Consider the following 11,661-nt stretch of genomic DNA (forward strand, 5'->3'; position numbering starts at 1 on the left):
AAAAACGGCCCGCCCGAATTGAGGCGGGCCAGTCGGGGAGGGTTCAATAACTCTGGTTCAACTCGTCCGCTGCCGGGATTTCCCTTTCGCGCCGGGCGATGTAATCGAGCAGCGCTTCGTTCTTTGCCACATCAAGCCGAGGCTCCTCGTATTCGGCCAACAGTTTGCGGGCGCGGGTCAGGGCACGTTCGGTGATTTCCACCTCGCCCTCGGCCACCCATTGTTCGATCGAGTTGTTGTCAAACAGCTCGGGCATGAAGAAGGCCTCCTGAAAGTTGTCCTGCGTGTGGGGATGGCCCAGATAGTGACCGCCCGGCCCGACATCCGGCACCGCCGCAATCGCCTGATCGAAGTCATGCCATTTCGGTCCTTCGGCCATGCGATAGGCCATTGCGCATTGTTCGGAATCGACGATGAACTTGGCGACAGAGCAATGCATTCCGGCCTCGTTCCAGCCTGCTGAGTGCCAGATGTAGTTGGCGCCGGCATGGATCACCGCCTGCAGGGTGGTGGCGCTTTCATACCCCGCCTGTGCATCAAAGGTCTTGGCGCCACCAAGCGTGTTCGAGGTGCGCCACGGCACGTCGTAATGCCGCGCCATCTGGCCGATCATGAAATTCATCAGGGAAATCTCTGGTGTGCCGGCCATCGGCGCGCCCGATTTCATGCTGACGGTCGACAGGTAGTGGCCATAAATCGCGGGCGCACCCTTGCGGATCACCTGGGTATAGGCCAGCGCGCTCAGCGCCTCGGCGTTGAGCTGCGCCACCGTGGCCGGGACGCTGGCAGGCGTATTGGCCCCGCCCAGCACGAAGGGCGAGCAGAGCACCGGCTGGTTGCGGCGGCAGAAGGCGCGCATCGCCCCCAGCATGGTCTCGTCCCAGACCAGCGGCGAGTTGCCGTTGCAATTGCCTGTCACCACCGGGTGGCTGTCGATGAAATCGTCACCGAACAGGATCGCGCACATCTCGATCACGTCCTCGGCATTCCGGGGGCTGGTGGTCATGCCCATGAATGTCTTGTCCGAATGTTTCATCGACGAATAGGTGATGCGCAGGTGTCGTTGGCTGATCGGGTGGTCGTAAGGCTCGACAATATGATGCGCCGAACTGTGCAGCGCGGGCATCATGTGGCTGAGCTTGTGGAACATCGCCAGGTCGTCCAGCGTCGGATTCCGGCGCACGTCGTCGAGATCGCGCAGGAAGGGCGCGCCGGTCATCGGAACAAAGATCGAATGCCGCCCACCAAGGCGCACATTTTTCCTGGCATCGCGAGCGTGATAAGTGAAATCCGACGGGATTGTCCTGACCAACTCCCGCACCAGGCCGCGGTCGAGATAGACCAATTCTCCGACAACCTTGGCCCCGGCCCGTTTCCAGTCCTCCAGCGCGATCGGGTCACGGAACTGAACGCCCACGTTTTCCAGAATGTTCATCGAGGCGGCATCGATCATCTCGATCTGAGCACCGTCCATCACCTCGCACAAGGGCAGGTTCCGCGTCAGCCCCGGCAGCATGTCAAACTTTGGGGCGGTCCGGACCGCGCGACGCGCCGAGCGTCCTCCTGAACGGGACCGGGGTTTTGCCGCAAGATCGTGCATGTCTGTCTCCTCCGTCATAAAGACAGCATGCCGCCCGCCCGCATGGACCGCGTGCAGGTTTGCGAAACATGCTTGCAGAAAGCGACGCGGGCGCGGCTAGGGCCGATGCGCGTCGTCCAGCCAGTCGTTGATCCGTTGCACCAACTGCGCGCGCGGGGCACTGGTAAAGCCGTATTCCATCGGCAATTTGCCCTGATCGCCCACCAGAACCAGCCGTTCAAGGCGGGCGTTTTCGCTCCACTGCGCCTGCAGGGCGGCGCGCGAGATCTCGGCCAGCGGCAGGGTCGAGGACTTGCGCCCGGTCAGCCGCGCCTCGGTCCGGGTCAGTGTTCCGCTGGCGCGGTCGAAGGTCAGGCGCTGGAACGGAAAGGAATGATGCGCCATGGCCAGAGCGCCCAGCCCCAGCGCGGCGACCAGCAAGGTTTCGGCCATGCCATCCGTCTGACCGGACAGCGCCACCCACAGGCACAGCCCGCCCATGAACCAGACGAGCCCGGCCATGATGCGGGGCCGATCCTCGACAACCAGCCGCTGGGGCGTATGCTCCACGATCTTCATGACACCGGGTATAGCAAGGGTTTTGGGCGGGAGTTGGGCGGGCGCATTCACTCACACCCGCGCGCGGGCCATTGAAATTTCTTGCAGTCATGCGCCGTTCAGGTATCTACCTCCTATGGTTGTTTGGCTTATTGTTTTGATCGCTTCACTGGGCCTGTCGATTTGGTCCGTCCTGGCATTTGGCCGGATTCTCACGCTGCCCCTGCTGGCCGGGGCTCTGGGCGTTGTCATCGCCATCCTGTCCGTTATCCGGCGTCGGCTCAGACGGCCCGTTCCCTGGGTGGTCGTTGACGGATCAAATGTCCTGTATTGGGAGGACGAGACACCATCCCTGCACTCGGTTCGGCTGGTCATTGAAAAGCTGGTCGCCAACGGACTTGAGCCGATTGTCTGGTTCGATGCGAATGTCGGATATCTGGTTCGAAACCAATACATGGGACCTGCCAGGCTGTCCAAGGTGCTGCGTTATCCGGTTCGGCAGATTTCAGTTGCGCCAAAGGGGACCCCGGCCGATCCCCTGCTGATCGAGGATGCGCAGAATCGCAACGCGCGGATAGTAACAAACGACAGGTTTCGCGATTGGGCAGAGCGTTACCCACAGGTTCTGCAATCCGACCTGTTTCTGCGCGGAACGATAAACCGCAGATCCGTGACGCTTGAGCTTGATAACTGCAAGCGAGGCCCTCAGGATCAAAGCCATGACCCGAGATGAGTTCAATACCTTTTGCGCCGGCCTCAAGGCCACCACCCACGTCGTGCAGTGGGGCAATGCGGATGTGTGGAAAGTGGGGGCCAAGGTCTTTGCGATCTGTGGCTGGAACGAGGGAAAGGATGCCTTTACTTTCAAGGTCACCGATCTGACGTTTGAAGTACTTCAGGATGAGCCCGGCATCCGCCCCGCCCCCTATCTGGCATCGCGGGGGATGAAATGGCTGCAGGTCTATGAAGACCGCGGCATGAGCGACGCCTCGCTGCGCGAGCATATCCTGACCTCTTATGATCTGGTCGTCGCCGGATTGACCCGGAAGATGCGGGCGGAGTTGGGTGTCTAGGGCGGGGTTTTCCCCATCTTTCGTTTTGGCGGGCTCGGAATGATGGGTTGAAAACCCATCCTGCGCTTATTGGAACGTGTGTTCGGGTTCGTCATGGCAGCCGTTTGGAATCACAATCTGTGATTTCAAAGGTAGAGTAGGCGCTGGAGTGCAACCCTGAAGGGACAGCTGCCCGGATGCGGTGAGGTGTGTGGTTGAAAATCGGCGCAAATCTTTGGTATCAATGCGAGATTTCGGACTGCCGTGCTAGGGTGCGCGCGGCGGGGCCGTTTCGGCCGCGTTACATGGCAATTTCGCCAGACGACGGAGGAAAGTGATGTTTGCACGAATTACCCAATACAAAATGAAGCCCGGCACGCGCGAGGCGGCGACGGCGAAGATGAACGCATTGAAATCCGACATCATGGGTATGCCCGGCATACACAGCTTTACCAATGTGATGAACGAGGATGGTTCGGGCTATGTGATCTCGGTGGTCGAAAGCGAGGCGATCTCGAACGCAAACGCGCCCAAAGTGGCCGAGCTGTGGGGCCATTTCGCCGAATTCATGGAAGGCCCGCCAACGCCAGTTGGGTATGACGTGATTGCCCATTGGGATAAGGGGTAACGGTTCGGGCGGGGTTTTCCCGCCCTTTTCTTGACCCGGTGTGTAGGATGGGATTTTATCCCATTTCGCGAATTGGGCCGCCTCGGAGTGATGGGTTGGAAACCCATCCTACGCTTACTGGGCTGCAAGATTTATGTGGGGCCTAGGAATATTGGTTGGCTTCGCTACAAATTGACAACACCACTTACCGCTTTGGATCAATCATCAATCAAATTGGTTTCCAGATCTCGGGTGCATATCGAAACCACACTTGGCATAAGATCGGCAGATTTGTTGTACTCATGTTCGAACAACGTCAGACTTCCCAATAGAGAACTTGTAGCTTTCAACAAGTGTTCTCCTTTTCCGCGAGGATAGCTGCCGAATTCAATGTCAAATTTGCTTAAGTGCTTTGAGAAGCAAAGAGCAACGCCGGTGTAATTGGGGTGAAGATACTCTGATAGACTGTCGTAACTCTTTCGAAATCCACTGATGGTTTTGTCGACGCTGTCAACCATTGTGAGGACATTCACACTCTCATATTCCCAGTCCTCCCAACGCGATCCCAGCAATAGTTTCATTGCAGTATCATCGAGTCCAATAGCGCTGTCTTTGCCAAAACAGATTTCAAGTTTTCTGGTGAAAAAGTGACATGCCGCCGCGCATTCTTGCACTGATCTAGAAGCTACTATCCCTGTCAGAGCGTTGCCATACTCGATTTCTCTAAGAGCTCCCGAAGCTAGCTCCAAGATTCTCCACATCAGCGCTTCACGAAATATTAGAAGCTTCCAAGCAACTTTCGGTGTAGTTGGGTTTGTTGCTGCTGTCACATTGGAAATGCGGTTGGCTTCAAAAGCGTCAATGTTCAGTCGTAGTATTTCGATGTGCTCGTTTACGGTTTCCATCAGTTCTTGGTTATTCAATGAACTCACCTCTTCCTTCTCTTCACATTTCCACCCCGCTGCCCCGGTCTGCCAGCCGTTGACCGCCCGCGCGATTTCACCGCGTCTTCCGATGCTTTCTCGACCGCCCATTGGCGGGCCATGGGGTCGTCGGCGATGGCCAGATCGACCGCTTCCAGACGTTTGATCTCATCCCGGATATTGGCGGCCTCTTCGAATTCGAGGTTCTCGGCGGCTTTGCGCATCTGGTCGCGCAGCCCGTTCAGGTGCGCCTCGAGGTTGGCGCCGTGCATCGGTTTGTCGATGGTGGCGGTGACGCGGTTCATGTCCACGTCGCCCGCATAAAGCCCGGCCAGAACATCCTCGACATTCTTTTTCACGGTCGCGGGCGTGATGCCGTGTTCCTCGTTATAGGCCATCTGCTTGGCGCGGCGGCGGTCGGTTTCGGCCAGCGCGCGTTCCATCGAACCGGTGATCTTGTCGGCATACATGATCACCCGGCCATCGGCGTTGCGCGCGGCGCGGCCGATGGTCTGAACCAGCGAGGTCTCGGACCGCAGAAAGCCTTCCTTGTCGGCGTCCAGAATGGCGACCAGCCCGCATTCGGGAATGTCGAGCCCTTCACGCAGCAGGTTGATGCCGACCAGCACGTCGAAGGCGCCCAGACGCAGGTCGCGCAGGATCTCGATCCGTTCCAGCGTGTCGATATCGGAATGCATGTAGCGGACCTTGATACCTTGTTCGTGCAGGTATTCGGTCAGATCCTCGGCCATGCGTTTGGTCAGCGTGGTGACCAGCGTGCGATAGCCATCGGCGGCGACCTTGCGCACCTCGTCCAGCAGGTCGTCGACCTGCATCGACACCGGGCGGATTTCGACCTGCGGGTCCAGCAGGCCGGTGGGGCGGATCACCTGTTCGGTGAAGACGCCGCCGGTCTGGTCCAGCTCCCACGCGGCGGGGGTGGCCGAGACGAAGACGGATTGCGGGCGCATGGCATCCCATTCCTCGAACTTCAGGGGCCGGTTGTCCATGCAGGACGGCAGGCGGAACCCGTGTTCGGCCAGCGTGAACTTGCGCCGGTAGTCGCCCCGGTACATGCCGCCGATCTGCGGTACGCTGACATGGGATTCATCGGCAAAGACGATGGCGTTGTCGGGAATGAATTCGAACAGGGTCGGAGGCGGCTCGCCCGGTGCACGACCGGTCAAATAGCGCGAATAGTTCTCGATCCCGTTGCAGACGCCTGTCGCTTCCAGCATTTCCAGATCGAAATTGGTGCGTTGTTCCAGCCGCTGCGCCTCGAGCAGTTTGCCTTCGCCGACCAGCTGGTCGAGGCGCATCCGCAGTTCTTTTTTGATCCCGATGATCGCCTGCTGCATCGTCGGTTTCGGCGTCACGTAGTGGGAATTCGCATAGACCCGGATATGGTCCATCGTGTCGGTCTTTTCGCCGGTCAGCGGGTCGAATTCGGTGACCTGTTCCAGTTCCTCGCCGAAGAACGACAGCTTCCAGGCGCGGTCTTCAAGGTGGGCGGGCCAGATTTCCAGACTGTCGCCCCGCACCCGGAATGACCCGCGCTGAAACCCCTGATCGTTGCGGCGGTATTGCTGGGCCACCAGATCGGCCATCACCTGACGCTGGTCGTATTCGTGCCCGACCTTCAGATCCTGCGTCATCGCGCCATAGGTTTCGACCGAGCCGATGCCATAGATGCAGCTGACCGAGGCGACGATGATCACATCATCGCGTTCCAGCAGCGCCCGCGTGGCCGAGTGGCGCATCCGGTCGATCTGTTCGTTGATCTGCGATTCTTTTTCTATGTAGGTGTCAGAGCGCGGCACATAGGCTTCGGGCTGGTAATAGTCGTAGTAGGACACGAAATATTCCACCGAATTTTCGGGGAAGAAGCCCTTGAATTCACCGTATAGCTGCGCCGCCAGCGTCTTGTTGGGGGCAAGGATGATGGCGGGGCGCTGGGTTTCCTCGATCACCTTGGCCATGGTGAAGGTCTTGCCCGTGCCGGTCGCGCCCAGCAGCACCTGATCGCGTTCACCGTCCAGCACGCCGCCTGCCAGTTCCTTGATCGCCGTTGGCTGATCGCCCGCCGGATTGAATTCGGTATGCATCACGAATTGCCTGCCACCCTCAAGTTTCAGGCGCGCGCGTACGTCTTCGGCGGTCAGTTGGGTCTTGTCGGAATGCGCGTAAGGCATCAGGGGGGATTCCTTTCGCGCCCGATTTTGGTCTGTTTTTGTTCTTGTTCAAGGGGGCGCGTCGTTTCAGCCTGAATTATTATTCACTGGCACCCGATTTCGAGGCCAGTTCAAGCTGCTTCAACGTGCCAGTCAATCCGTGCCTCTCGACCTGCATCATCGGGTTATTGATCTGTTTGGTCAGCGCGGGGGCATACACCTCCCACATCCGCAACCGCGTGGCGGCGCCCTGTGGCGTCAGGACAAGTATCTGCCCGCGCCCGTCGTCATCGCAGGACATGCGCTTGAGGTAGCCGGCTTTTTCCAGGCGAAGCACCAGTCGGGACACCCCATATTGCGGTAGCAACAGCCGATCCTGAAGCTCATAGGGCCGCAACCCGTCAGGGTCGGCCTGCTCCAACTCCCATAACACGTCGTACCAGTCTAGACCTGGCAGCCCCGCCTGTTTCAGGGCGTGTTCGACCGTACTCAAAATGGCTTTGTAGGCACGCGCGAGCGGCACCCAGAGCTCGAATGCTTCTTTGGTAGACAGGGTCATGTACGGAGTTTAGATGCATATGCATTGACTTTCAACAGGCGAGGCCCATTTACATGCAATTGCATCCAAATGGAGACCCCCATGACCGACCTTCATCTGATCAGCCACCACTTGTGCCCCTATGTGCAACGCGCGGTGATCGTACTGAGCGAAAAAGGCATCCCGCATCGCCGCACCTATATCGACCTGTCGGACAAGCCCGGCTGGTTTCGAGCACTGTCGCCGCTGGGCCGGGTTCCGGTGCTGCAAACCAGTGGCCGGGTCCTGTTCGAAAGCCAGGTGATCGCGGAATACCTTGATGAGGTGACACCGGGGTCACTGCATCCGGATGATCCTCTGGATAGGGCGCGGCACCGGGCGTGGATCGAATTTGGCTCCGACACGCTGGCGGCGATTGCCGGACTCTACAACGCTCCTGATGCCGATGCGTTCGAAGCGAAGCGGCAGGTCGTGCGCCAAAGGCTGGAGCGTATTGCGCCCGAGATATCGGGGCCTTTCTTTGGAGGAGAACAGTTTTTTATGGTCGACGGTGTCTGGGGCACGATCTTTCGCTATTTCGATACGTTGGATGACATCGCGGAATTCGGCCTGATGCCACCAAACCTGCAACTCGCAACATGGCGTAAAGCTGTCAGCAAGCGCACCTCGGTCCGCCATGCACCACCTGAAGGATATCCGGACCGGTTGATGGCCTTTCTCAGGTCACGCGCTTCGCATCTGGGAACGCTGGCGCGGGTGAGCATGCAGATCGAAAGGACAAGCTAGCGAGGTTTACAGAATGTGCCGATTGCCTAGACTGGCAGGATATTTCCAGGGGGACGTCCATGCACAGCCAGTTGGCGGTTCTGATGTTTGCCGATGTCGTCGGTTATACTGCGATGATGGAAGCGGATCAGGCCCGCACGATCCAGGCCGTGCGGAGCTTGCGCAAGAACGTGGTCGAGCCACTGGCAAGACAGCACGACGGCAAGGTCCTGAAACGACTGGGAGACGGCTGGATCATGTCGTTTCCCGGAGTCGCGACCTGCGTTGCAGGCGGCATGGCGATCCAGAAAAAGCAGGCCGAGACCGATATCAAGCTGCGCATCGGCGCCCATATCGGCGAAGTGGTCGAAGATGGCGAGGATTTCTATGGCTCGGGTTTGAACATCGCACAACGGATCGAGGCCGAAGCCCCACCCGGCGACCTGATGGTGTCCGAGGATCTGTTCCGGCAATTGTCAGGCGCTGTGGCAGCGGATTTGAAGGATGCCGGCATCTTCCGCCTGAAGAACATCGCGCAACCGGTCAGGCTTTACCAATGGCGCCCCGCAAGGCGGCGCGAAAGCGGTTCGGACGGCGTGACGTCGATTGCGGTCGCGGCCATAGAGTATGCGCCGCTTGACTCTGACACTGCGGCGTTGGCTGGCGACCTGCACGATCAGTTGGTGATCCGCATGTCGCGAAGGCAGGGTATCGTCATTCTGGATGCGGCAGCCAAACCAGTTGATGTGGCCACCTATGATCTGAAAAGCCGCTTGCGGGTGGCGGGCGGCAAGGGGCGGCTGAGCCTCACGCTGGTGCTGCGCGCAGAAGGACGCCCCGTCTGGTCCGAAAGCTATGACCGCAGCACCAAGGACATCTTTGATTTCTGCGACGTGGTACTGGAACGGGCCGAAGCCGACCTGCGCATCCAGACCAACGCCTTCGATGGCGACCGGCTGGCACACATTCCCGAGGAGGAGTTGAGCGTTTCCGAACTCCGCGCGCGCGCGGCGAATTCCTTCTACCGGCTGACCTATCAGGACTGGGCCGATGGGCTGCGCCTGATGAAACGCGCCATCGAAATGAACCCGCTGGACGGGGTGGCGCTGGCGATGCGGGCAGAGGCCGAGATCATGCTGAACGCGGCCCGGTACGAGACCTTGCCCGACAGCCTGCTGGAACAGTTGGAGCGCGATCTGGACACGGCCGTCGAACAGAACCCGGCAAGCGATTACGTGTTCTGGACCCGCGGCTATTTCCGGATCAACTGTCTGGGCGACGCGCCCGGCGCCCGATCCGATCTGGAACGCAGCAGGACCCTGAATCCCGCCTATGCCGAAAACCACGAACTCGCGGGCCATATCCTCATGTTCGAAGGCGCATTTGCCGAGGCGGCCGAAAAGTTCGGGCTATTGTTGCAGCGGCAGGTGCATAACCCGATGATCCCCTATCGGCGGTTCCTGAGGGCCGTGGCCCACTATTGCGCCGGGCAATTCGATCTGGCCGCCGAGGACGCCCGTTTGGCGGCGGACACCCGGCCAAAGGAACGCGCGATGCATCTGATGCACACCCTGGCGCTCTGCGAGGGCGGACAACAGGACGCTGCCCGCAAGGCCTTCGAACGTGCATCGCGACTGGAACCCGATCCCAACGTCTGTTCGCGCTGTCCGGTCCTGCCTCCATCGCACCAATCGCTGGCTCAGGCGTTGGCTGCGGCAATCCGCAGCCCCCAGGGGCGGCTGGATGGCGTCGAAACCTGACAAAACAGTCTTGCCCGGGCGCACGCTTGCGCGCATATAGGGACAAGCCGAAAAGGACGGAGTTTGCAATGCGCGCACGGATTTATCAGCCTGCCAGAAACGCCATGACATCGGGCATGGCAAAGACCCGCAAATGGGTTCTGGAGTATGCCCAAGGCTCCGCGCGCGAGGTGGACCCGCTGATGGGCTGGACCTCTTCAAATGATACGCAAACCCAGGTGCGCCTGCGCTTTGACACCAAGGAAGAGGCGCTGGAATATGCTCAGGCCCACGGGATCGAGGCGCAGGTCAGCGAGCCGCACAAGCGAAAGCCCAATCTGCGCCCGCGTGGCTATGGCGAAAACTTCGCCACCGACCGGCGCAGCCCCTGGACCCACTGAATGATCGACATCCGCGAGGCCGACCCGGGCGCGGTTGACCTGCGCCCGCTGATTGAGGCGCATATGGCCCATGGCCGCGACGCCGGACCTGATGAAAGCAATCACACCTTGGATGCCGACACTCTGCGCGAGACTGGCACGCGTTTCTGGGCGCTTTTCGATGGTCACACGCCGATCGGCTGCGGCGCGCTCAAGACGCTGCCCGATGGCACAGCCGAAGTGAAATCGGTGCATATCACCGCCGCCGCCCGCGGCCGGGGTCTGGCTCGGGTGCTAATGGAGCGGTTGGCACACGAGGCGCGGGCGGGCGGCGCAACGGCGATTGTGCTGGAAACCGGAGCAGCGCATCTTTCGGGTTATGACGCCGCACGCAGACTGTATGAGGCATTGGGATACAGCTATTGCGGCCCGATCCACGGCTATGACGCCGACCCGAATAGCGCTTTCATGCGCTTGGCTCTTGAACCTGCTGGCTAAAAGCCGCAAGAAAGGCGCAAGCGGTCCCGTAGCTCAACTGGATAGAGCAGCTGACTTCTAATCAGCAGGTTCGGGGTTCGAGTCCTCGCGGGATCGCCACTGTTTTCAAAAACTTACAAGAGATCCTCCGCGCGTTGTATTGGCGTGCCCCCATCGGGTGGTCCGGTTTGATTGTTAGTGCATTGTCGGCCTTTGGTCTATCGGAACGATGCTTTCTGGTGCTGGCGGACGATATGCCAAAGCGCTGTGCGGCCTGACCATGCGATAGCCGTAGCGACCGTATTTGTCGGCCAGCTCGATGATGTCGTCGGTCAACTGTTCTTCATCGGACCGGCCCTGCGGTATACCCGACCGTTGAGGCAGACTGCTTTTCCAGCCAAACTATACCTCATTGTGCGCCTAAACACTGGATAACAATGAATTTTCCCTGACAACTCCGAAAACTACGCAATAAACTATGATGGCTTAACACGCCACACCGCCAACTGTGTCCGGTTTGCGATTGCGTAGTTGGCTAATGCCACCAATCGATGTCCAATCTGGGTGGACTACGTTTATGCGGATGATTCACTACTAATTCATCTGGCTAGGGCGTGTTCCTGAACGCACCCAAGTTAGTGTTGCCTTTTCGCCGCACGACTTTTCCGTCCCTGTTGCTTCCGTAGTGCTTCCAGCGGGTGAGGTGCAACGCCAAAAGCCGCCCTTGGGTGGCGTGTAAGTATTTGATGTTGTTTGTTATATTTGGTTGCGGGAGCAGGATTTGAACCTGCGACCTTCAGGTTATGAGCCTGACGAGCTACCTGGCTGCTCCATCCCGCGACACTTTAGTTTGGTCTACCGCCTATTCGGCT

General features: G+C 59.2%; 13 protein-coding genes and 2 tRNA genes. 8 read left to right on the forward strand and 7 right to left on the reverse strand.

Translation table 11 applies throughout. The annotated features are described in order from the left end of the window. Nucleotides 1-43 precede the first annotated feature (43 nt). Both ACR0LZ_RS15455 and ACR0LZ_RS15460 read right to left on the reverse strand, forming a co-directional pair. Nucleotides 44-1,600: a trimethylamine methyltransferase family protein gene (locus tag ACR0LZ_RS15455; RefSeq protein ID WP_480750735.1), complete on the reverse strand. Its 1,557-nt coding sequence runs from the start codon at nucleotides 1,598-1,600 to the stop codon at nucleotides 44-46. A 96-nt stretch (nucleotides 1,601-1,696) separates the two neighbouring features. Next, complete coding sequence (locus tag ACR0LZ_RS15460) at nucleotides 1,697-2,209, reverse strand: hypothetical protein (protein WP_480750736.1); 513 nt, start codon at nucleotides 2,207-2,209, stop codon at nucleotides 1,697-1,699. A 64-nt stretch (nucleotides 2,210-2,273) separates the two neighbouring features. On the opposite strand from ACR0LZ_RS15460, the gene ACR0LZ_RS15465 reads away from it, so the two are divergent. The 3 genes from ACR0LZ_RS15465 (at nucleotide 2,274) to ACR0LZ_RS15475 (ending at nucleotide 3,817) form a co-directional block, all read left to right on the forward strand. Next, nucleotides 2,274-2,870 carry an NYN domain-containing protein gene (locus tag ACR0LZ_RS15465; protein WP_480750737.1) on the forward strand — a complete coding sequence of 199 codons (597 nt, stop codon included), beginning with the start codon at nucleotides 2,274-2,276 and terminating at the stop codon, nucleotides 2,868-2,870. Further along, nucleotides 2,857-3,210, forward strand: a complete 354-nt coding sequence (locus ACR0LZ_RS15470) for an MmcQ/YjbR family DNA-binding protein (protein WP_480750738.1) — start codon at nucleotides 2,857-2,859, stop codon at nucleotides 3,208-3,210. The genes ACR0LZ_RS15465 and ACR0LZ_RS15470 overlap by 14 nt, the downstream gene beginning before the upstream one ends. 316 nt (nucleotides 3,211-3,526) lie before the next feature. After that, nucleotides 3,527-3,817, forward strand: coding sequence for a hypothetical protein (locus ACR0LZ_RS15475; protein ID WP_480750739.1), 291 nt, complete (start codon nucleotides 3,527-3,529; stop codon nucleotides 3,815-3,817). 197 nt (nucleotides 3,818-4,014) lie between these two features. Here the strand turns inward: ACR0LZ_RS15475 and ACR0LZ_RS15480 are convergent, their stop codons facing one another. From ACR0LZ_RS15480 to ACR0LZ_RS15490, 3 genes are all read right to left on the reverse strand, one after another. Then, a complete protein-coding gene (locus ACR0LZ_RS15480; RefSeq protein ID WP_480750740.1) occupies nucleotides 4,015-4,728 on the reverse strand; it encodes a hypothetical protein in 714 nt (237 codons plus the stop codon). Beyond that, the gene (gene uvrB, locus ACR0LZ_RS15485) at nucleotides 4,725-6,911 is read right to left on the reverse strand and encodes an excinuclease ABC subunit UvrB (RefSeq protein ID WP_480750741.1); all 2,187 of its coding nucleotides are present in this window, start codon (nucleotides 6,909-6,911) and stop codon (nucleotides 4,725-4,727) included. The genes ACR0LZ_RS15480 and uvrB overlap by 4 nt, the downstream gene beginning before the upstream one ends. Nucleotides 6,912-6,990: 79 nt before the next feature. Beyond that, nucleotides 6,991-7,449: a MarR family winged helix-turn-helix transcriptional regulator gene (locus ACR0LZ_RS15490; protein ID WP_480750742.1), complete on the reverse strand. Its 459-nt coding sequence runs from the start codon at nucleotides 7,447-7,449 to the stop codon at nucleotides 6,991-6,993. An 81-nt stretch (nucleotides 7,450-7,530) separates the two neighbouring features. On the opposite strand from ACR0LZ_RS15490, the gene ACR0LZ_RS15495 reads away from it, so the two are divergent. The 5 genes from ACR0LZ_RS15495 (at nucleotide 7,531) to ACR0LZ_RS15515 (ending at nucleotide 10,909) form a co-directional block, all read left to right on the forward strand. After that, the gene (locus ACR0LZ_RS15495; protein ID WP_480750743.1) at nucleotides 7,531-8,214 is read left to right on the forward strand and encodes a glutathione S-transferase family protein; all 684 of its coding nucleotides are present in this window, start codon (nucleotides 7,531-7,533) and stop codon (nucleotides 8,212-8,214) included. Nucleotides 8,215-8,273: 59 nt separating this feature from the next. Then, nucleotides 8,274-9,953 (forward strand): adenylate/guanylate cyclase domain-containing protein, encoded by a 1,680-nt coding sequence (locus ACR0LZ_RS15500; protein WP_480750744.1) that lies wholly within the window; start codon nucleotides 8,274-8,276, stop codon nucleotides 9,951-9,953. A gap of 68 nt (nucleotides 9,954-10,021) precedes the next feature. Continuing rightward, nucleotides 10,022-10,333 carry an ETC complex I subunit gene (locus ACR0LZ_RS15505; protein WP_480750745.1) on the forward strand — a complete coding sequence of 104 codons (312 nt, stop codon included), beginning with the start codon at nucleotides 10,022-10,024 and terminating at the stop codon, nucleotides 10,331-10,333. Next, nucleotides 10,334-10,810 (forward strand): GNAT family N-acetyltransferase, encoded by a 477-nt coding sequence (locus ACR0LZ_RS15510; protein ID WP_480750746.1) that lies wholly within the window; start codon nucleotides 10,334-10,336, stop codon nucleotides 10,808-10,810. Between the two features lie 22 nt (nucleotides 10,811-10,832). Next, a tRNA-Arg gene (locus ACR0LZ_RS15515) sits at nucleotides 10,833-10,909 on the forward strand. 75 nt (nucleotides 10,910-10,984) lie between these two features. Here ACR0LZ_RS15515 and ACR0LZ_RS15520 read toward each other — a convergent pair. Then, the gene (locus ACR0LZ_RS15520; RefSeq protein WP_480750749.1) at nucleotides 10,985-11,125 is read right to left on the reverse strand and encodes a hypothetical protein; all 141 of its coding nucleotides are present in this window, start codon (nucleotides 11,123-11,125) and stop codon (nucleotides 10,985-10,987) included. Nucleotides 11,126-11,552: 427 nt separating this feature from the next. Further along, nucleotides 11,553-11,629 (reverse strand) — tRNA-Met (locus ACR0LZ_RS15525). Nucleotides 11,630-11,661: the final 32 nt, after the last annotated feature.

The organism is Ruegeria sp. CI1, from assembly GCF_056536925.1.

Excerpts from the sequence above, each read along its gene's own strand:
- ACR0LZ_RS15455 (WP_480750735.1), bottom strand. The coding sequence starts at position 1,600 with ATGCACGATCTTGCGGCAAAACCCCGGTCCCGTTCAGGAGGACGCTCG.
- ACR0LZ_RS15465 (WP_480750737.1), top strand. The coding sequence starts at position 2,274 with ATGGTTGTTTGGCTTATTGTTTTGATCGCTTCACTGGGCCTGTCGATT.
- ACR0LZ_RS15470 (WP_480750738.1), top strand. The coding sequence starts at position 2,857 with ATGACCCGAGATGAGTTCAATACCTTTTGCGCCGGCCTCAAGGCCACC.
- ACR0LZ_RS15475 (WP_480750739.1), top strand. The coding sequence starts at position 3,527 with ATGTTTGCACGAATTACCCAATACAAAATGAAGCCCGGCACGCGCGAG.
- uvrB (WP_480750741.1), bottom strand. The coding sequence starts at position 6,911 with ATGCCTTACGCGCATTCCGACAAGACCCAACTGACCGCCGAAGACGTA.
- ACR0LZ_RS15490 (WP_480750742.1), bottom strand. The coding sequence starts at position 7,449 with ATGACCCTGTCTACCAAAGAAGCATTCGAGCTCTGGGTGCCGCTCGCG.
- ACR0LZ_RS15495 (WP_480750743.1), top strand. The coding sequence starts at position 7,531 with ATGACCGACCTTCATCTGATCAGCCACCACTTGTGCCCCTATGTGCAA.
- ACR0LZ_RS15500 (WP_480750744.1), top strand. The coding sequence starts at position 8,274 with ATGCACAGCCAGTTGGCGGTTCTGATGTTTGCCGATGTCGTCGGTTAT.
- ACR0LZ_RS15505 (WP_480750745.1), top strand. The coding sequence starts at position 10,022 with ATGCGCGCACGGATTTATCAGCCTGCCAGAAACGCCATGACATCGGGC.
- ACR0LZ_RS15510 (WP_480750746.1), top strand. The coding sequence starts at position 10,334 with ATGATCGACATCCGCGAGGCCGACCCGGGCGCGGTTGACCTGCGCCCG.